The organism is Stieleria maiorica, assembly GCF_008035925.1.
GTDB lineage: Bacteria > Planctomycetota > Planctomycetia > Pirellulales > Pirellulaceae > Stieleria > Stieleria maiorica.
Map to the genome: position 1 here is coordinate 8171057 of NZ_CP036264.1, position 19332 is coordinate 8190388.

Annotated in this window: 12 protein-coding genes; 7 read left to right on the top strand and 5 right to left on the bottom strand. The window is 61.4% G+C overall.

The genetic code is table 11. From position 1 onward, the window contains the following. Positions 1-43 precede the first annotated feature (43 nt). Entirely contained in the window at positions 44-1129 is a 1086-nt protein-coding gene (locus tag Mal15_RS27775; RefSeq protein ID WP_147870736.1) for an NAD-dependent epimerase/dehydratase family protein, read from the bottom strand. A gap of 259 nt (positions 1130-1388) precedes the next feature. On the opposite strand from Mal15_RS27775, the gene Mal15_RS27780 reads away from it, so the two are divergent. The 3 genes from Mal15_RS27780 to Mal15_RS27790 are packed head-to-tail and all read left to right on the top strand — an operon-like array spanning position 1389 to position 2861. Further along, entirely contained in the window at positions 1389-1601 is a 213-nt protein-coding gene (locus Mal15_RS27780; RefSeq protein WP_147870737.1) for a hypothetical protein, read from the top strand. Next, complete coding sequence (rpe, locus tag Mal15_RS27785) at positions 1582-2271, top strand: ribulose-phosphate 3-epimerase (RefSeq protein ID WP_147870738.1); 690 nt, start codon at positions 1582-1584, stop codon at positions 2269-2271. The genes Mal15_RS27780 and rpe overlap by 20 nt, the downstream gene beginning before the upstream one ends. Next, positions 2268-2861: a histidine phosphatase family protein gene (locus tag Mal15_RS27790; protein ID WP_147870739.1), complete on the top strand. Its 594-nt coding sequence runs from the start codon at positions 2268-2270 to the stop codon at positions 2859-2861. The genes rpe and Mal15_RS27790 overlap by 4 nt, the downstream gene beginning before the upstream one ends. A 93-nt stretch (positions 2862-2954) precedes the next feature. On the opposite strand, the gene Mal15_RS27795 is transcribed toward Mal15_RS27790, so the two are convergent. The 3 genes from Mal15_RS27795 to Mal15_RS27805 are packed head-to-tail and all read right to left on the bottom strand — an operon-like array spanning position 2955 to position 7785. Further along, entirely contained in the window at positions 2955-4850 is a 1896-nt protein-coding gene (locus Mal15_RS27795) for an IRE (iron responsive element) (protein ID WP_233903073.1), read from the bottom strand. Then, on the bottom strand, positions 4847-6742 hold the full coding sequence (locus Mal15_RS27800; RefSeq protein WP_147870740.1) for an ABC transporter permease: 1896 nt from the start codon (positions 6740-6742) through the stop codon (positions 4847-4849). Before Mal15_RS27800 ends, Mal15_RS27795 begins: the two co-directional genes overlap by 4 nt. After that, positions 6739-7785: an ABC transporter ATP-binding protein gene (locus Mal15_RS27805; RefSeq protein WP_147870741.1), complete on the bottom strand. Its 1047-nt coding sequence runs from the start codon at positions 7783-7785 to the stop codon at positions 6739-6741. The genes Mal15_RS27800 and Mal15_RS27805 overlap by 4 nt, the downstream gene beginning before the upstream one ends. 544 nt (positions 7786-8329) lie before the next feature. On the opposite strand from Mal15_RS27805, the gene Mal15_RS27810 reads away from it, so the two are divergent. The 4 genes from Mal15_RS27810 (at position 8330) to Mal15_RS27825 (ending at position 15616) form a co-directional block, all read left to right on the top strand. Further along, positions 8330-10000 (top strand): bifunctional folylpolyglutamate synthase/dihydrofolate synthase, encoded by a 1671-nt coding sequence (locus tag Mal15_RS27810; protein WP_147870742.1) that lies wholly within the window; start codon positions 8330-8332, stop codon positions 9998-10000. Positions 10001-10005: 5 nt separating this feature from the next. Then, positions 10006-10764, top strand: coding sequence for a 4'-phosphopantetheinyl transferase family protein (locus Mal15_RS27815; RefSeq protein ID WP_147870743.1), 759 nt, complete (start codon positions 10006-10008; stop codon positions 10762-10764). Positions 10765-10887: 123 nt separating this feature from the next. Next, positions 10888-11730 carry a sigma-70 family RNA polymerase sigma factor gene (locus Mal15_RS27820; RefSeq protein WP_147870744.1) on the top strand — a complete coding sequence of 281 codons (843 nt, stop codon included), beginning with the start codon at positions 10888-10890 and terminating at the stop codon, positions 11728-11730. Then, positions 11711-15616, top strand: a complete 3906-nt coding sequence (locus tag Mal15_RS27825; protein WP_147870745.1) for a WD40 repeat domain-containing serine/threonine-protein kinase — start codon at positions 11711-11713, stop codon at positions 15614-15616. The genes Mal15_RS27820 and Mal15_RS27825 overlap by 20 nt, the downstream gene beginning before the upstream one ends. 295 nt (positions 15617-15911) lie before the next feature. Here the strand turns inward: Mal15_RS27825 and Mal15_RS27830 are convergent, their stop codons facing one another. Next, positions 15912-19238, bottom strand: a complete 3327-nt coding sequence (locus Mal15_RS27830; RefSeq protein WP_167547093.1) for a PVC-type heme-binding CxxCH protein — start codon at positions 19236-19238, stop codon at positions 15912-15914. Between the last annotated feature and the right edge of the window lie 94 nt (positions 19239-19332).

Consider the following 19332-nt stretch of genomic DNA (forward strand, 5'->3'; position numbering starts at 1 on the left):
CCATTGGGAGACGTGAGAGTCGAAAAGGAAGGCTTTTCGGAGACTAGCTCGTTTCAACCTTGCCCGGCAAGACGAATCGATCACGAATCCACTCGGCCGCCGTATCAAGCGTTTCGTCGGCGTCGCGAATCTGATACCCCAGTTCCGCCTCCGCGCGTCGACTGGAATACCAATGGTATTGGCTGCTCATCGCGACGCCGGCGCTATTGACATCGGGTTCCACGCCGGTGACGCGGCCCCAGAAATCTCCGGCCAGCCCCGCCAGGTACTCCATCCCGGGCCCGGCCGCGCGGATCGGCGGTCGTGTGCCCATCCGTTTGGCCATCTCGGTCCACAGTTTCTTGTACGTCCAGTTGTGACCGGCGAGGATGAACTCGCGTCCGTTGGGTGAATCCGACTGCAGTGCCGCGATCACGCCTGCGGCGACATCGCGTGAATCACACAGGCTGCAACCGCCCGAGGGGGCGATCGGTTTCCACCCCGTCCCGACCTCCAGCATCATCCGGCCGCTGCTGGGTTTCCAATCCCAAGGTCCGAGCATGAACCCCGGATGGAGGATCACGGTTTGGAGTCCGTCCGCGATGCAGCGGCGAACCAGTTCCAGGGAGGCGCGTTTGCTTCGGACGTAGGCGCACTGCACTTGTCCACCGGCGTGGTCCAAGGGAGTCGTTTCATCGGCGATCGTCTGCGGCGACCCCAGCGCGATGGCGTTGACCGTGCCGACGTAGGCGAGTTTCTTTGCGTGGCGAATGCAGGATTGGATGATGCGTCGCGTGCTTTCGCAATTGACCCACATCGACTCATCGATTTTTTTCCAGCCCAGATGGATCATTGCCGCGGCGTGAACGACACCATCGGACTGTGCGATCGCGCGATCGACCGGGTCGTCCGGGGCGGGAGCGTCGTTTGATCGCCCCGCATCGGGCCCATCCGCATCGGGCCCATCCGCATCGGGCCCATCTGCATCCGGAACGAGCCGGCCGTGAACCAGGGTGACGTCTAAGCCGGCAAACACATCGGCCTCGGGCTCGCTGCGGACGAAAGCGCTCACCTCATGCCCGCGTTCTCTGAGCGTGCGGATCACGGTGTTTCCGAGCAACCCGGTCCCACCGGTGACAAAGACTCGCATGGTGTAGTTTCGCAGCTGGGGGGCGGAATAATCTTTCGGTTGATCGGACGTTTTCGCCAGCGGTTGAGATCCTATCGCGGCATTGGGAAGATTTTCGGGCTTTCGGGGCGTCGAGTCGAATGTTTTTTAAGGTGAATTTAAGTCCCATTAGGGGCGTCCCGGAATCGCACGTGACGCGAAATACTGGGAAAAACGGAGCGGGTTTCGGCCATTTTGGTGGGCCGGCCGGAGACAGTCGAATTGACAACTGGCCAGTGTTTTGACCACCCTGTCGCTCACAAATTTGGAGCAGATCGAACGTGAAACCCTGCGGGGGTTCGCGGCAGCGATGGAGGCCACCGAGCCGGTGGCGTTCCTGGAGCGGATCGAGGCGATGGTCTCGGTCGTGTCCAGGCCCCGGGAAACTCGGGCCAACGCGGTGTCTGCTCGTCCGAATCTGATGAGAGAACTGCATGTCGCAAGACAAGCTTGAACTGATACGCAATGCGGGACCGAGTGTCTTGCCGAGTCTGCTGTTGTGTGACTTTGGCGACTTAAAGACCGAACTGGCACTTCTCGAGGATGCCGGAACGCAGGTGTTGCATTTGGATGTGATGGACGGACATTTCGTGCCGAATCTGACCTACGGCATGCCGATCGTCGAAGGGATCCGCCGCCACAGTGAGCTTCCGATGGACGTTCACTTGATGATCAGCGATCCGCTGCAATTCGCACGGCCGATGGTCGATGCGGGGGCGGATCTGCTGACGTTTCACGTCGAAGCGGTGGAGGATGCGGGGGCGGTCGCGCGTGAGATCCGCTCGATGGGCGTGGGGGCCGGCGTGGCGTTGAACCCGGGCACGGACCTGTCGGCGCTGGACGGCTGCCTGGACGACGTGGATTTGGTGTTGGTCATGAGTGTCGATGCGGGGTTCGGCGGACAGGCCTTTAACCCGGTGGCACTTGAGAAACTCGCGTCGTTGAAGCAGTCCCACCCGGACCTGTTGCTGGAAATCGATGGGGGCATCAACCTGCAGACCATCGCGGCAGCCAGGGCGGCCGGTTGTGACCTGTTCGTCGTCGGTTCGGGGATCTTCAAGCAGGACGATTATGCGTCGGCGATCGCGGCGCTCGATGACGCGATCGCAGGAGCCGTCTCATGATTCGTTCGGCAACATTGACACGGGTGTTATTGATACGCCCCGGTGCGACTGATTTTGATGACCAGGGCCGCATGAAGGGCAGCCTGGACATGCCGCTCAGCAGCCGCGGCGCCGAGCAGGCGGCCGACCTGGCCAGGGAACTGGCTGGCGTGAGCGTCAAAACGATCTATTCCTCGCCCTGCGAATCGGCTCGCGAGACCGCCAAACGGCTCGCCGATGAGCAGCGGGCGGCCGGACGCGAAGTCAAGGTCAAGGTCATCGACGCGTTCAAGAACCTGGATCACGGCTTGTGGCACGGCAAGTTGATCGACGAGGTGCGACGCAATCATCCCAAGGTTTACCGCCAAGGCGCCGAAAACCCCGATGATTTCTGTCCGCCCGGCGGCGAGCCCGTCGCCGTGGCCAAGGCCCGCGTCGACAAGGCGCTGCGCAAGTGCGTGAAAAAAGGCCGCGACCAAGTTGTCGCGATGGTGATCCCCGAACCGTTGGCCTCGGTCGTTCAGTGCCTGTTAAGCGGCAAGGATTTGGCCAGCGTCTGGAAAAGCGAGACCGACTCGGCATCCTGGTCGATGATCGAGACCGAGTTGTAGCGGGACATCGTCGCCGTCCTCTCCGAGGTCGGCGCGGAGCAACGCTCCGCGTTTCGGGTACGCCGAGTTCGGAGAACACGGCGACATTCCGATTCACTCTTGCGGCGACGCGTCCGAGTCCGTTTGGTCGTCATCGGCAGCGGATTCTTCTGCGACCTTCGGATTCCCCTCCTCAGGCTCTGAATCGTCCGCCGTGGATTCATCCGCCTGTGATTCGTCGGACTCCGTTTCCTTTTCCTCTGGCTTTGAATCCTCTGAATCGGCTTTGGGTTCCGTCGATGATTCCTTCGACTCCTCCGACGATTCTTCCGCAGCTGGCTGTTCGCTCGCTTCGGATTTCATTTCTTTGGCGGCTTCAGCCTCGCGTCGACGCTCTTCTTCCTCGAGCTCCTTTTGGCGTTTTGCGGCCAGTTCGGCTTGTTCCTCGCGGAACCGTTCGTAGCTTTCCGGTCCGGTTCGTCCCAGGCCTTGCTGCATCATTTCGGCAAATGCGAGCAGCGGGAAGTCCTCGGGAAGCTCTTCGGAGTCGATCATGATCATGTAGCGTCGGATCGACGCGTACAGGTCTTCGGCCGAATCATCGATCGTCAGGACAGGATAGTCTTCGAAGATCTCGTACCAGATCTGAAACGCTTCCAGATAGAGTTTGATGGCCAAGTCGACCTCGGCCTCGCGGTTGGCTTTTTCCGCGTCATAGATCAACTTCCGCGCCTTGACCGTTCGTTCTTCTTGTTCGGCCATCGACAGGCTTTCCCAATAGACGTAGTTGATCTGCTTGCGCAGACCATCGGTCTTTTGGATCCGGTCGTTCAGGTCTTCCAATTCGTCCAGGATCTGTAGCGCGGGCAACTGTTTCTCCGCGGGCAGGCGTTGGGTGACCTCATCCGGGTTGGGTTCGATTGCCAGCAGGATGTTGGGCATCGCCTGCTTGCCGGCCTCGGTGCGATCCTCCGGATTTTTTTCGTAGACGTTTCGCATGTCGATCGGCAGGGCATCGATCTTTTCTTGTTTCATGTCCAAATAGACGTCTCCGGCAAGCTCACGAAAGCGGTCCATGATCTCGCCGCGTTCGTTTAACAGGTCCGCCAGAGAGCCCAGTTTGACGGTGAATCGGGCGAGCGTCGGGATACTCCGTTTTCCGAATCGGTCCCAATTCTCCGAGGCTTTGGTCCAGGCGCTGATGGCGCGTTGATCCAGGACGCCTTCGTTTTCGATCGCTTCGGCGTGTTTGATGGACCACTTGGGCCCGGTTTCATAGAAGTTGATCGGGGTTTGACGACGGATGGCGACGCCGGCGTCGACGACGTCATAGCCGTGGTTCAACCAGAGGCGTCCGACGAGCCAGTTGTCGGGTTTTTGGAACGGGCCGAGCGCTTCGCTGCTGTCGACCGCGATCCCTTCGTTGGCCAACGAATCGTGCAGCACCGTGTCGTCGGCGAACAGGCGTCGGAATTGCCGTTTTTCGTCGGACATCCCGATTTTCTGGCCGTAGAACCAACCGGTGTACCAAATCAACCGCGGCGCCTTGCGATTTTGGCGGACGCCACGCGTCAGGAACTCGGTGCCTTCGCGGACCATTTCGTAGCGTTGGCGATAGTCGTCAAATTCGACCGAAACGTTGTAGGCCAAGTTATGCGCCTGGTGCTCCCAGACTTTGTCGTAATGGGGCTGCAGCAGGGCGATGTTGTTGAGCGCCGCCTTCAGACGGTCCCATTCGTGCAGCACACGGTACTTGTGCGCTTTTTCCCACAGCAGGGTCGCCGCGACGCCACGCAGGCCCAACGACGCGAGTTTCATCGTCTCGCTGGCCGGGCTGATCTCACCGAGGTCGCTTTCGGCGATGCCATATTGCTGGCGCATCGTTGCCAGCTGCCCGCCCGAATCGGGCGTTCCATCGGAGGGCTGCCCCAACAAGTAAAGCGGGACCAGGGTCGCCACAAGGATCACCAAGTAAATGATCTTGCGACGAAAAGCAGTCGACTGATTCATGCCGCGATCTCACGAGCTTTCAAAAAGAAGTAACTGATCAAAAATGCCAACAGGCAATAGCCGAGTGTCGCCACCGAATGGCGCGCCAGCACGGCGTTGAAAATATCGATTCCGCTGGCGGCATACTCCGCCGTGGAGACCATTCGCGGCAGGTTCGGCAATGCCGTTGCGACGGCGTCCATCGTGTAGACGATCACCGCGTCGGCCGATTTGATCAACGTGTTGGCGACACCTTCGACGTCCAACTGCGTGGTCATCGCGTCTTGTTTGACCAGACGCACCAGCGACTCGATCGGTCCGCCGCCGCGTTCGATGTTGGAATCGATGAAGTGCCGCGTGTCGTAGATGCTTTCGGCAGAAAAACCGAGCAGCACGCAGACGGCGGTTGCCACCATCGCGACCGGCCCGCTCAAAAACGTGCTGAACATCACACCGAACGCGATGATCATCGTCATCTGCAACCAGATCGATCCGTACGCCTTGGTCAAGTTCCATGCAAAACTCGACTCGGCCGGACGCAGGTACAAACCGCTCTTGGTCACCCCCAGGTACTGGCTGCTGTCGAGGCACTTCAGCAAGACCTGCATGCGACCGTCTTCGGTCACCACGTGGTCAAAGATGTTGCGCGTTTCGACTTCGCCGGTTTCCTTGTTCAACCATTCAAAGGTCAGCGGCAATTCCCGTTCATCGATCTGGTACTCCTCCACCGTGAACTGTTTGGGAGTGAGTGAGAATCCGGTGTCGGGGTTTTTGAAGGTCAACGATCCGCGGATGCCCGATTCGATGTCTCCTTTGAACGAGCGATACGCTCGGATCGACAGGTCAAAGGGAATCTTGTCCGGGAAACGTTGCCGCGTCACGTTGTCGAAGGTGAACTCCGCCATCCCCAGCGTCCCGCCTTCGATGTAAGAGTGTTCGAGTTTGCGGTTGCCTTTGGCGACACCGATCAGACGAGAAATCCCTGCCGAACCGTAGCCGCCGGCCAGCCGTTCGGCTCCGACGTCGATACCCGATTCTTTCGGATCGCCGTTGCGATCGTAAAACTGGATTTCACCGTAGGAGGGAATCCGGGCGCGAAGTTGACCGGTGGGTGGGCCGATCGTAAAGCTGCCGTCGTCGTTGCGCGTGACGACGTGCCGGTGTCCGCGGACGAAGTTGGTCAGGCCTTGGGTTTCACCGGGTTCGATGGTGAACGTGTGCGAGTGTTTTCGCACGCGGTCGGTTTTGCCGACGATGCGGCCGTCGATCTCGTCCGCTTCGACGACCTCATAATGCGTGTGGTCAAGTCCGCGGTCGACGAAGATGTAACTGGCCAATCCCATCGGGATCAGCATCACCGTGCCGACGGCGACAAAGCCCAGCATGCGACCGAGCACGATTTCGGTGGCGCGAACCGGCTTGGTCACGATGGTGTAGATCGTGCGGTTTTCGATGTCTTGTGGCAACGAGAACGCGCTGATGAACAACGCCAACGCGAGCACCAGGTAATTGGTCGCGGTGAGCACAAAGCTGATGTACAGCCGCGCCGGGTCGTCGCTTTCGGGGTTCAGGAACCAGCCGGCCAACAGCAAGATGACCACGAACAGGCCGACGACGAATAGCACGCGGCGGCGGATCGCTTCCTTGAACGCCAGTCGCGCCAGCGCCACGATCCGGCTGGGGCTGGTCCCGGGCAGATCGGTTCGTAGCAGGTCGCGGATCGCACGCGCGACCGCGTAAAAGCCTTCGCCGGGACCGTAACGGGCCGCGGAGATCACGTAGCCGACCAGCAAACCCAGCACGATCGACAGGACGATCAGCACCACGCCCTGCAGGAACGCACTCTCTAAAAACGCTCCGGGCCGGAACAGCCATTCGGAGAACGTCCAGAAATCATCTGGTTGCAAATTCATGACTGGTCACTCCCCGATTGCGATCCCTCGTCTGCCTGCGAATCGGCCGACTGGTCGGACGCCGCCTCGGGGGCGGGGGCCGAAACGCGGCGTGCTCCGGGGCGGGCTTCGCTTTCGCGGACGATGTTCAGGAACAGGTCCTCCATCGTCGCGGTCGGGTTGTCCATCGATTTCAGGTCGCCACCGTGACGCGCGATGACGTCGCGGATTTCGTTCTTGGCATCCTCGCTCAGTCCGCTGGCGTGGACTTCGGTCACGTCCTGGACCTTCAGCAGGTCGGTCACGCGACCGAGTTCCTTCAGTTCGCCCTGGTGCAAAATGGCGACGCGGTCGCAGACGTCCTGCACGTCCCCGAGTTGGTGACTGCACAAAAGGACGGTTTTCCCCTGATCGCGGAGAGCCAGGATCAAATCCTTCATCTCGCGGATCCCGATCGGGTCCAGACCGGTGGTCGGTTCGTCCAACAGGATCAAGTCGGGGTCGTTGATCAACGCCTGGGCCAAACCGACCCGGCGACGCATCCCTTTACTGTATTCACGCAGTTGTCGGTGCCGGGCACCTTGCAAGCCGACCAGGGTCAGCAATTCCTCGACGCGTTGTTTCCGCTGCCGGCCCGACATGTCGAACAAACGCCCGTAGAAGTCCAGCGTTTCTTCGGCGTTGAGGAACTGGTACAGGTAGGATTCTTCGGGCAGGTAGCCGATCTGTTCGTTCTTTTTGGTTTCGGTGGCGTCTTTGTCGAACACCAACACGCGTCCGCTGGTGGGAAACAGCAGCCCCAGAATCAGTTTGATGGTGGTCGACTTACCGCTCCCGTTGGGGCCGAGCAAGCCAAAGATTTCGCCCTTGCGGACTTCGATGTCCAAGGATTTCAACGCGTGGACTTTCTTTCGGCCCCAGAAATCCTTGTAAATCTTGCTCAGGTTGCGGGTTTCGATGACGACATCGCTGCTGGTCGCACTCGAACTGGCGGCGGCCGAGGCGGCACCGGCGGGCGTGTTTTCGTCGGCGGAGTCCGCGACGGCGGTTGAATCGGTATCCACGAACAAAGGCTTCCGTAGAAAAGGGCAAAAAGGGTGGGCTGAGCGGGCAGAAACAGGCGGGGCTGTCTGAAAATTCAGCCGGAAAACCGAGGGTTGGATACGCTACGCGGGATCGTTCCCGGCGGTTCGGACATTTTCCCACAGACTCTTTCGATACCGCTGCACGGCCGCTGATCGCCAGCCAGTGCTCGTTCTCAGCCAGTGCTCGCTGTCAGCCAGTGCTCGCTGTCAGCCAGTGCTCGCTGTCAGCCAGTGCTCGCTGTCAGCCAGTGCTCGCTGTCAGCCAGTGCTCGCTGTCAGCCAGTGCTCGCTGTCAGCCAGTGCTCGCTGTCAGCCAGTGCTCGCTGTCAGCCAGTGCTCGCTGTCAGCCAGTGCTCGCTGTCAGCCAGTGCTATCGGGAAGTCGACGCTTTTTGTGCGGCGGCACTGCGATGCGTCGTTGCCAAGGCGGCACCCGCCTTGGCACAATACCGCGACCGGCGCCGGCGACCGATGGTCCCCATCAGTAATCCCACTTCCAGAATCCTTTTGCTGCAGACCGCTTTGTGCTAGATCCGCGTCACGTCCAGCCGCCAAGTCGCCGGTCCGATTTCCAGCAAGCCGTCGCGTATCTGTACGACCGCATCGATTACGAACGGACCGCGGGCAGCCGTGATGACCATCTGTTTCGGCTCGAACGCACCGAGGCGTTGTTTCAGCAACTCTCACTGGGCGACTATCTGCATCGCCCCGCCGACGCCAGCGATTCGCGGCCCAAAGTCCCGCTGATTCATATCGCCGGGACCAAAGGCAAGGGCTCCACCGCGACGATGGTCAGCCAGATTCTGACCGCCGCGGGGTATCGCGTCGGACTGTACACCTCTCCGCACCTGACCGATTTGGAAGAACGCTTTCGAATCGATGGGGTTCCCTGCAGCCGGCAAGATTTGATCGAACTGGTGGAATGCGTCGCCCCCGTGGTCGACCGCTTCGACGCCTCCGGCAATCCGGTCTCGTTCTTTGAATTGACCACGGCGATGGCCGTCCTGCATTTTGATCGGAATGATTGCGATGTGATCGTGCTGGAAGTCGGACTCGGCGGCCGCCTGGACAGCACCAACGTCTGTGCCAGCACGATCGCGGCGATCACTTCGATCGGTCTGGACCACCAACGCATCCTGGGCGACACGATCGCCGAGATCGCGACCGAAAAAGCGGGAATTATCAAGGCCGGTGTGCCGGTGGTTTCCGGTGCAATGCAACCCGAGGCACGCCAGGCGATCCGCCGGGCGGCCGAGCGTTCGGGGAGCCGAGTGTTCGAAAAAGGGGGCGCCTTTGACGTTCACTGCGGACCGACGCTGGCCGTCGGCAGCGAGTTTGTCTATCAAGCCATTTCCGAGGATCTGGCATCGCAAGACCCGGAAACGCACACGTCCGCTGGCGGATTGCCCCTGTTTTTGGCGCTCGATGGCGCTCACCAAGTGCATAACGCGGCGATCGCGATCTCGATCATCCGGCTATTGAACAGTGAGCTGCGGAATCGTGATCCGATCGCTCAGCGGTTATCGGTCAGTGACCAACAGATTGCCGATGCACTGCGGACGGTCCGTTGCACCGGCCGATTCGAACGGTTTTCGCTGACCGGCCCCTCACCGGTCCAAATCATCTTGGACACCGCACACAATCAAGATTCGATCCTGGCGTTGTGTCAAACGGTCGACCGACGCGTGATCGGAGCGGACCCGTTGGCCGCGGGGAGCTCCGCTCAGAGTCCCTCAAAGAGCTCCGCTCGGGTGCCACCCACTGAGTTCCGGCCCGCCGCCGATAGGGCCACCGCGGCGGATTCGTCGGGGCATTTCCGCCGGCCGGTCGTCGTCGTGTTTGGCACCAGCCGTGACAAAGATGTCGGCGTGATGGCGGCGGAGCTTGCCAAGATTGCCGATGAAGTGATCTGCACGCGGTACACCACCAATCCCCGTGCGGCTTCGGCCGATCACCTGCTCGCCGCGCTGGTGCCGCATTGCCAGGGGCGTCAAAACCTGCGTGTTCGTGGCGTCGTCGATCCCCAGCAAGCGCTCCGCGAGGGGATCTCGTCTGCATCCCCCGGGGGCACACTGGTGATTTGCGGCTCGTTCTTCTTGGCCGGAGAGTTGCGACCGCGATTGCTGGCGATGCCCGGATTATTGCAGACCGAAACGTCTGCCCCGGTGGCCCCTGTGACACATCGGGCGTCGTGACCGTCATGGCAGATGAGCCGCGAACAAACGCCTCGCGTCGGTACCATTTGCGTGTTTGGCATTCGGCCACGTCGACCGAGGAGTGTGGCGAATTCGAACGCCGATGCGAGCAGTTGCTCGATCGGGACGAGCGGATCGGTGCCGATCGATTTCGGCGCACGACCACACGGAATCAACATGTCGTCGGTCGAGCGATGGCGCGTCGGCTGCTCGGGGACCGCCGCGTCGCGCCGCAGGAGATTCGATTCGGGATCGGACGACACGGGAAACCGCAGGTCGAGAGGCCTGCCGAAGCGATGGTGCCGTTCAATATCGCCCATACCGATGGATTGGTATTGTGCGGCGTTGCCGACCCGCCGGTGGATCTGGTCGGGGTGGATGTGGAATCGATCCACCGCCGGACGTCGAACGAATTGGCCCAACGCTACTTCGCGGCCCCGGAAGTACAGTTCCTGGAGAGCCAGCCGATCGATCGGCAACAGTACTTTTTTCTGCGGATTTGGACGCTCAAAGAAGCCTTCATCAAGGCCATCGGCACGGGCTTGTACACGCCGTTGTCCGATTTTGCATTCGAGCAGATCGACTCGGATCAGCCGACGATTCGCTTTCTTTCGCCGGGTTTGGACCAGGGGAAAAAATGGAGTTTTGTGTGCTCCTCGCCACGGGAAGGGTTTGTCGCCTCGGCCGCGATCGCTGCCGACACGGCGATCTGGCCGGTGAGGGTCGACTGGCAGCCGTTTGAATCTCTCGTCGGGGGGGCGTAAAATCACTCCATTGACGCGGAACAACTTTGACAAGTTGCTTCAAAATATGTCAGACTATTAACACTCAAGGCTAGGCGGCTCGACGTTTCGAGACGTTGCTTTTCACCCTCCGCCTTCACGCATATGTCTGAAAGTTCAATCACACTGATCCTGAATCAGCTTCGTCAGGCGGGGACCGAAGAGGAGAGACAGCTGGCTGCGGCGAAGCTGTATCGATGCTATCGTCGTCAGGTCGAGCGAGTCGCGCGGGGGCGGTTGACGCCCGGTGGCGGATTAGCCGACGAGGAGGATGTGGCGCAAAGTGCCTTTCGCAGCTTCTTTGATCGGATCGAAACCGGTCAGCTGGATGCCCTGGTGACCGGCGGACAGGCCTGGGCGATTTTGGCCCGTTTGACGCGGAACAAGGCGATCGATTCGGTCCGCTACGACAATGCCCTGTGTCGCGGCGGCGAAGGCGGGCGTCGTGCATCGGAATCGTTGACCGGTGGCGAGGCGATGAAATCATCTCGCGTGAACTTGCTATCCAATCAACCCGGCACCGGCTCGCCCGGCGTGAAACCTTCTGGCGGGACGCACACCGGTGGATCGGCCGCAGGCGGTTCGGCGGTGGGGCGAAACCGTTTGCCGATCGGCGACACGGCGTCACCGAGTTCGTCGCGGATCGAATTCGCCTCGCAGCGGGTCAGCGGGAAACGTGAAGATTTTCCGCTCGACGCGGTCCGCGACGCCAACCAACGCTCGGGCGAGGAACTCGCCGCGTCCAACGAAGCGGTGGAGCGGTTTTTGGAACAGCTTTCCGAAGCCACGCTGCGTGGAATCGTGTCGTTGAAGTTGCACGGTTTTACCAACGAAGAAATTGCCGAAAAACTCGGCTGTGCGACTCGAACGGTCGAGCGAAAACTGAATCTGATCCGTCGGTTGTGGAGTCCGATTTTGGAGAACTCCGATGAACACCGACAATCCTGATCCGCAGGGCGGGTCGGCGGAGGATTCGCGGGAGAAATGGATCACGATTGATCGACTATGTGATGCCTACGAGGCGTCGCTTCAAGAGGGAGAGGTGGAACGGGCTCCGTTTCTGGCCGGCGTGCCGAAGGACTGGCGGGCTCAGCTGACCCAGGAACTGGACGCCATCGACGCGGCCTACCGTGACGCCGAAGAAACCTGTGACCAGACGGTCAAGGTACCCGCCAACGAGCTCAACAGTCGACGGTTGCCGACCAGCAGCCGACTGGCCGAGTTGGCCACGTTGGACCGCGACAAAGTGTGGCTGGGGCGGTTCGAAATTCGCAAACGGCTGGGCACCGGCGCGACCGGTAGCGTGTGGTGCGCCCGCGACGCGCGGTTGGCGCGTTGGGTGGCGTTAAAAGTACCGCACGCTTCACGTGTGACCAGCGAAACCAGCGCGGCGCGTTTTCAAACCGAAGCACGCGCCGCGGCCGCCATCACGCATCCCAACGTGGTCCAGGTTCATGAGGTGCTGATCGAGGACGGTTTGCCGATCTTGATTCAACAGTGGATCGATGGCCCCTCGCTGGCCAAGTACTTGAAGGATCATGGGCCGCTGGACTTCGACCAGGCGGCGGACTGGATGGCTCAGATCGCCGACGCGGTCGCCTGTGCCCACGAACAAGGCATCGTGCACCGCGATCTAAAACCCGCCAACGTGATGCTGAACCAGAACCGTCCGATGGTGCTAGATTTCGGATTGGCCAGTTACCCGCAGGCGTCGTCCGGGTTGACCACCGAAGGCACGGTGTTGGGGACGCCGGCCTACATGAGTCCCGAACAGGCCGAGGGGGCCGAAAACGCGAACCGACCGGCCACGGACATCTACGCCTTGGGAACGCTGTTGTACGAGATGCTGGTCGGGACGCCGCCCTTTGTCGGGAAAACCCGCGAAGTGCTGCAAGCGACCAAGACCGTCATCCCGACGCCGCCGCGCAGCCGGCGGGCCGCGATTCCGCGCGACCTGGAAACGATCGCACTGCGTTGTCTGGCCAAGTCGCCCGCCTCACGCTACCGCTCGGCGGCCGAGCTGCGCGATGACCTGCAACGTTTTCGCCGACGCGAGCCGATCTTGGCTCGCAAGGTGTCGTGGCCGGAGAACGTTTGGGTGTGGGCGCGGCTCCATCCCGCCTACGCGCTGCTGGCGGCCGGAATCCCTATCGTCCTGGTCTTGTTGTTGGGGATGCTGGTCTTCCAGATACGGCACAACCAGATGAGCGATCGTGCGAAATGGTTGGTCCGTCGCAATCAACAGAGCGAGGCTGAACGTGAGGCCTTGCTCGTTCACCGCCACATGGTGGAGCTGTCGCGGGCGTCACACGAGTTGGCCGAAGGCGATCGGACACGTGGGTTGGAACTGCTGCGCAACATTCCCGAATCGATGCGGAAGTGGGAATGGCGGTTGCTCGATCTCATTTCCCACTCGCCATCGGTCCTGCTAAGTGCGGACGTCCCTGGTGTCGCGTCGACGTCGCCGGTCAACGCCCTGGCGTTCTCTCGTCAGCACCGGCGGATGTTTGCCGCTTGCAGCGACGGGACGATCTTGCAATGGCGGTTGCCGACCGATCGAGAGTTCTTCAATGCGGATAAGGAGAAGCGGCGCGGGGTCGGTCGCGCCGAGGTGTTGGTGCAAGCGTCTGCCGCCGTTCACGCAATGGTGGTCAGTCCCGACCAGAAGTGGTTGTGTTGGATCGATCGCGAGAGCGACGTGACGGTTTGGAATCTGGAGGAAAACGAACGGGACCAACAAATCAGTTTGCCAAAGCTGCGGCGTGGCCACGCCCTGGCGTTTTCACCCGATTCCACCCAGCTGGTGATCGGAGGTGGTTCGGCCGCCAACGGCGAACGTGACACCGATGAGCACAGTTGGTTGGCCCGATTGCAGTTGGGCGAGTCGGGGATCTTTGAAAGCACCTATGAACGTCGCTGGGGGGATCGCCCCGCGGTCACTTCAGTCCGCTTCATTGACGAGACGCGGTTTGTGTTGACACGAGGTCGTTTCGAAGATTCGATGGGGACGATGGGGCTGGTTGAACTGTGGCAGTGCAGTCCCGAATCGCTGCGCGCCGAACGAGTGATTTGGCGTGGACTGGGAATGCGTGGCCTGGACTTTCATGCCCCATCCCAGCGAATCGCCTGGTGCGATGACATCGGGATGGCGTACGTCAAAGACCTGCGTTTGCCGATCGGACACCCGCCGTATCAGTTTCAGGCCAGTCATCGACCGGCGTCGCAGGTTCGTTTTTCGCCACGCGGGAATGAATTGGTCGTGACCGGTCGCGACGGCAACGTTTCACGCTGGTCGTTGATCGAATCGCCCGATGCACCGCAGCCCGCCGCCGATGCGGCCGAGTCGTCCCCTGATCCGACGAAGGTGGCCGCGGATGCGACGAAGGTGGCCGCGGATGGCACGAAGGCGACTGAACAGGCGACTGAACAGGCGGCCGAACAGGCGGCGGCAGGCACGGAGTCGGCCGTGGAACCTTCGCTACCGTTGGCCATCCGACATGTTCGCGATTACCGCGGGCACGAAAACAGGGTGGGCGATTGCCTGTACCTGGCTCCGTGTCGTAACCTGCCAGGGAAACCGCGACCGGGCCAACCCAAGCTGCGTTTTTGCGAACCGTTTCTCGTCACTGCCAGCGACGACGGCAAGGTGCTCTGGTGGTCCAACGAAGGCCACGACGCGATCGCAGCGCTGAACGTTTCCGAGCGATTGCTGGTCGACGCCACTTGGATGTCGCCTCGACAAATTGCCGTGGCCACCTCCGGCGGTCGACGTCAGCGCAATCTGTTCTATAAAACACATTCGCTGGCCAAGCACGAACTGGATGTCGAAATGCGACGTCTCCGGCTCGGCCGCGGAATCGGGAAGGCGCCGAATCACCGACAGCAGCCGCCTTCGGTGACACAGCCGCCCCGCGTTGCCATGTTCTCGCGAAACAGCTTCTTCGTATTCGAAGCCGGAATGGTCGAGGTCGTCGCCAGTCGATCGATCGGGACGGAAAAACGCTCGGTGCTGACCGCGGTCACCTTGGTCGATTCGCGCCACCTGATCGCTTGCATGGTGCAGGACGCCGCGCTTCCCCCGGACGAGACCCGAGGGGAGGCCGATGGCGATGCGATCATTCGACAGGAGAGTTTGTTGTTGTACGATCTGCACAGCGACGCGCCGCCGACGAAATTGACGCTGCCTCGATTGGGAGCGATTTCACGACTGATGATGGCCCCGTCGGGCGATCGGGTGTTCGGTTGCACCAGGAGCGGACGCGTTTTTTATGCGTCACTGCAGCGATCCGATGCCGGCCAATGGCGCTGGAGCGGTGCGCCGGTGGAGATGTGGAAGGCACATTCAAGCGCGGTCAATGATTTGGTCTGGCTCGGCGAGCGGAATCAGTTGGCCACCGTCGGCGATGACGGCAGCTGTGCGATCTGGAATCCGCCAGGAATTGATGCCGCGGGTGGGCCCGACGATTCGGTGGCCCACCCGATCCCGCAGCCCCTGGCGTCTCAGATTGATGACCCGACGCCCGGTTCCGCTGGCGTTCAACTGGCCCAGCGGTTGTTGGTCAGCAGCAATCCGGTCACCCGGGTGACCGCGTCAATCACCGGCGACCGGATCGTGACCGCCGGATCCGACCGCGTGATTCGAATCTGGGACACCCGAAGCGGATTGGAGCTGATCGAATTGCAACCGCGGAAAGAGCGTGTGGTGGCGGTCGAATTCAGTCCCGATGATCGTTTCCTGATGGTCGCCGAAGCCAACTCGCGGATCGAAGTCATTCGATTGCTGGAATCAGAGCCGGAGTCGGAGTCGGAACCGGACGATGAGAATGCCGGGTAAATTCGCTCGCGCAGTTTTCTCTGGTCCCCCCGAACCATAGGGAGTCGATTGCCCACGGATGGCAGCGCGAACCCACGGATCCCAGGCCGCATCACATCCGTGGGTTCGCGCTGCCATCGGTGGGCTTGTTCGATTCCTCCAAACCTCCTGCCCGAACGCACGACCTCAAGGAGAGGTTCCTGCCATGGAGAGTGAAACGCGTCAACGCCTTATCTGTCCAAGGTCAAAAACCGCTCGACCTCTTCCAGCGAGCATTTTATTTTCACTTGGTGTGCTTTGTGCCCCTGCAGGTCGCTCACTCCACGTCGCTTGCGCTCCTGGGGTCGACTTGCAAACTGCCCAGGTAGGCGACCAGGTCACGCAGCTCACGCGGCGTCATTTGTTTGACCAGGTCGGCCGGCATCGACGAGTTTCCTTTGCGGCGGACTTCGATGTCGTCTTGCAGGATGCGTTGTTGGCTGCCGTCGGCGAGGATCAGTTCGACCACGTCGTCGGTTTCACTTTTCACGATGCCGCTGTGAACCCGCCCGTCCAGGTCGATAATGACGGCGGTTTCGAAACCTTTGGCGATCTTGGCATCGGGCAAGCAGATCGCTTCGAGTAAATAACGGGCGTCGCGTTCTTTGCCGATCACCGTCAAATTCGGTCCGACTTCCCCCCCGGCGCGATCGACTTTGTGGCAGCGGACACAGGACAGCTCGGTTTTTCCGAAGAACAGCTGGGCCCCACGGTCCGGGTCGCCTCCGGATAGTGAGTCCAACCATTTGCCAAGCGGTTCCGATTCGGCCAGTTTGGCGCGATGTTCGGCCAGCCGTTTTTGTCGGGGTTCATCCAGGTGCCCCTCGGCCGCCTCGATGACATTCAGCTGCACCCGTGGATCGAGCGATCCGTCGATGTACTGGTCGATCGCCTGACCGATAACGGCATCGGCCTTGGGGGTGTTTTGATCGGCCAGGATGTCCCAGGCCTTTTGTCGCATCCGGGTGTCGGCATTGGAGGTGGCCGCCACGAACCGATCGATCGATTTTTCCGCCGCGTGATCGGCCAACACCGATAGACCGGCCAGCCCCAGCGGTCCGCGCGCATCGGCCGGCGTTATCGATTCGGCCAGCCGGATGGCACTCGCTGCGTCGAGGCGAGCAAGTGCGCCCAGCGCCCGAGCACGCGCCTCGGAACTGCGGGTGGAATCGGCGACTTGATCGACCAACGCGCCGGCGATCTTTTTGATCCCTAGCGTCGCCGCGACTTCGATCGCGCGCAACCGAACGTTCTCTGGTGCGACCATCAACAGATCGATTTGTGGTTCCAATGCGGTCGCGGCTAGGCCTGCGTCGCGTTTTTCCAGCGGTCGGTAATCGCCGGTCACTCGATCCAGCGGATCCGGTGCACCCCATTGGCCGAGCATCTCGATGGCTTCGATTCGCATCGCTTCACTGGCCTCGGATCGCGTTGCATACTTGGCGATCGCGATCGCCGCTTCGGAACTGCCGATTCGAAAATTGGCGTTCAACACGCGTCGGGCCAAGGCATCTGATTCCAGCGGTCGATGGATCAATTCGGCAAGCGCCGCGGTTCCAAACCGGATCGGTTGATCGTGAATCGCCCGCGCAGCTTCGACGACGACGCGGCGGTCGGAGTCGTTCAAAAAGCCGGCGACCGCGCCGCTGGAAAGTCGCCGCAGGGCGATGACGCCCAACAGACGCGCCAACGGGTTGGGATGCTTGGCCAGCGCGGCGACCCGATCGGCTTTGACGGCCCGCGACAAATACATCGCGGCGGCGTGGCGGATCGCCGGGTCGGCGGCATCGCCGCCGGTCGCCTTGGCCAACACGGCGTCCATCGCCGAGTCGTCTTTCAGTCGTCCGAGTGCGTCGATGGCTGCATAGCGCACCCTGGCGTTTTCCCGCTCAAGTGCGGCTCGGGCGGTCGTTGATGCATCGGTCCAGCCCTGCTGGCCGACGATCGCCAGTGCCGCGGCACTCAGGTCATCGTCCGTGTCGGCGATCAACTTCGTCAGGACCGACTGGGCCTTGGCTTTCGCATCGTCGTTCGTGGTTTTAGAGCGAGCGATTTGGCCCAGCCCCCAGGCGGCATGCAAGCGTGCTTTGGACGCCGCGTCCGCATCGCCGGCGACTGTGCCGAGCGCGTCGGCCTGGCCGCGTCGGGCGAGTTCCCATTGGCTTTCCAGCCGAAGCCGGCGATCGACGTGCCCGAGCATGTCCACCAGCGTCTCGGTCGTCATCGCCCGCCAGTCGCTCGCCAGCCGTTTCTGGACCTCCGCGACGACGGGATCGTCGGCGTATTCACGATGGCGGAGGCGATACAGCCGCGCCTTTCCCAGCCCTTCCCAGCCGTCGACCCAGTCGCTGACGTACAACGCCCCGTCGGGCCCGAACGCGACGTCGGTCGCCAGACAGGTCCAGATCGGTTGGTCGTCGGCGACCAATTTGTAGCTCGCACCGGCCGGCTGGACTTTGAAAGAGCGGATTCCACTGTTGCTCGGGCCGCCGCGGAAATCACAAATCAGAAACGTGTCGTCCAGCTCGCTGCCGAAACCGGTGCCCGGGTAATACGCCAATCCGCTCGGCCCGTCGGTGAAATTGGCGACCGGGGGAACGATCGAAGCCGGCTGGTCGGCGTTGTGCGGCTCCCAGATCTTTTCCCGATTGAAGGGGCCGCGGTCGCTGAGGTACTGGTAATACATCCGCCAACCGGTATCGCCGTCTTGCAACACGTGCACGATCCGGGCCTGGTCGCCGCTGTCGCTGTTGTTGTCGACCGTGAACCAGTCCCCGCGATCGTTGAACGCGATCTCTTGCGGATTGCGCAATCCACTCGAGAAGATTTCTAGCCCGGTTCCGTCCAGCTCACAGCGGAAAACCGCGCCGCTGGCCGGATCGCTCAAGACCTCTCCTTCGGCCGTGCGAATGTGATAGCCACGGTCGCCGATCGTAAAGTACAGCCGCCCGTCGTAGCCGCGAATCAGCCCGTGCAGGTCATGGCCGCGAAAGGCGACGCGGACGCCATATCCATCCGACAGCACCACACGTTCGTCCGCCTGACCGTCGCCGTCTTGATCGACCAGCTTCCACAGTTTGGGGATGCAGGTGTAGTAGACGTTGCCGTCGACCGCCAGCACGCCGGCCCCGGTGCCTTCTTCGAGCTGATTGAATCCGCTGGCCAGCACCACGCTCTTGTCTGCCCGCCCGTCGCCGTCGGTGTCCGACAGTTGCCGGACCCGATCGTCGTGTTGGGTGTACGTGACCGCCGCTTCACCCAGCAGACGCTTGTGATAGTCGATCCGATCTTGCACCGTTTTGGACGCCAAGTCAGCCATCAGCCACTGTTGGTCGTGCCCGCGATTGTCCGTCACGCCGCGGTTCTGGCGAAACGTCTCGCAGGCATAGACACGACCTTGCCGATCGATGTCAAACGCGACGACGTTGGCCAAATCGGGTTCGGCCGCCCACAGGCTGATCGTCCAGCCTTCCGGAATGCGGATCGCCGCCATCGCTTCGGCCGCCTCCCCGGACGCCTGGGCGATTTCCGGAGGCAGGGCCTGCGGCGTACTCACATCCGCCGCAGCGACGTCCACGCCGGACCAACCCAACAGCCCGGCCATTATCCAGGCGAATGATCGAATCGAACACCTGCGGCCATGGCCGTTTCGAACTGTCAGGCGAGACAACAGCAACCTGCAACGCGGAACATTCATA

Coding starts and splice junctions, on each gene's coding strand:
- rpe (WP_147870738.1), top strand. CDS start 1,582: ATGTCGCAAGACAAGCTTGAACTGATACGCAATGCGGGACCGAGTGTC.
- Mal15_RS27795 (WP_233903073.1), bottom strand. CDS start 4,850: ATGAATCAGTCGACTGCTTTTCGTCGCAAGATCATTTACTTGGTGATC.
- Mal15_RS27815 (WP_147870743.1), top strand. CDS start 10,006: ATGGCAGATGAGCCGCGAACAAACGCCTCGCGTCGGTACCATTTGCGT.
- Mal15_RS27830 (WP_167547093.1), bottom strand. CDS start 19,238: ATGGCCGGGCTGTTGGGTTGGTCCGGCGTGGACGTCGCTGCGGCGGAT.
- Mal15_RS27825 (WP_147870745.1), top strand. CDS start 11,711: ATGAACACCGACAATCCTGATCCGCAGGGCGGGTCGGCGGAGGATTCG.
- Mal15_RS27775 (WP_147870736.1), bottom strand. CDS start 1,129: ATGCGAGTCTTTGTCACCGGTGGGACCGGGTTGCTCGGAAACACCGTG.
- Mal15_RS27820 (WP_147870744.1), top strand. CDS start 10,888: ATGTCTGAAAGTTCAATCACACTGATCCTGAATCAGCTTCGTCAGGCG.
- Mal15_RS27800 (WP_147870740.1), bottom strand. CDS start 6,742: ATGAATTTGCAACCAGATGATTTCTGGACGTTCTCCGAATGGCTGTTC.
- Mal15_RS27790 (WP_147870739.1), top strand. CDS start 2,268: ATGATTCGTTCGGCAACATTGACACGGGTGTTATTGATACGCCCCGGT.